Origin of the sequence: Vibrio sp. S234-5 (assembly GCF_000960595.1) — a bacterium.
In the GTDB taxonomy this organism is placed as follows: domain Bacteria; phylum Pseudomonadota; class Gammaproteobacteria; order Enterobacterales; family Vibrionaceae; genus Vibrio.
This window is the reverse complement of sequence record NZ_JZAM01000330.1, coordinates 1-435: the sequence shown is the minus strand read 5'-3', so window position 1 is coordinate 435 and position 435 is coordinate 1. Positions and strand designations below refer to the sequence as shown.

The window sequence follows — 435 nt, the reverse complement described above, 5'->3', positions numbered from 1 at the left end:
TCTTCGAAGGACTTACCTGCCGCAACCGACGCGGCAAGTACAGAAATCACCGTGTCGCCAGCACCTGTTACGTCGTAGACTTCTTTCGCTTGCGTTGGTAGATGGAATTGCTCTTGGCCACGACGAATCAACGTCATACCGTGCTCACTACGTGTTACCAATAGCGCTTCAAAATCAAACTCTTCAACAAGTGCCAGAGCTTTCTCTACCAGCTCTTGATCCGATTTCACTTTACCGACCACATCTTCAAACTCTTTCATGTTTGGTGTCAGTAGAGTTGCACCGCGGTAACGTTCAAAGTCCGCACCTTTAGGATCAATGAAAACAGGAATATTCGCTGCTCGCGCTTTCTGAATGTACGCTTGAACGTGCTCTAGAGAGCCTTTTGCGTAGTCAGACATGATCACCGTTTTCACGTTTGGTAGCGCTGCATCC

The 435-nt window shown here is 48.3% G+C and carries 1 protein-coding gene; it reads right to left on the bottom strand.

Annotated features, from left to right (window positions below; genetic code table 11):
- Positions 1-435 (bottom strand): PfkB family carbohydrate kinase (locus UF06_RS18855; RefSeq protein WP_045571804.1); only part of this gene is annotated, 435 nt, incomplete at both ends.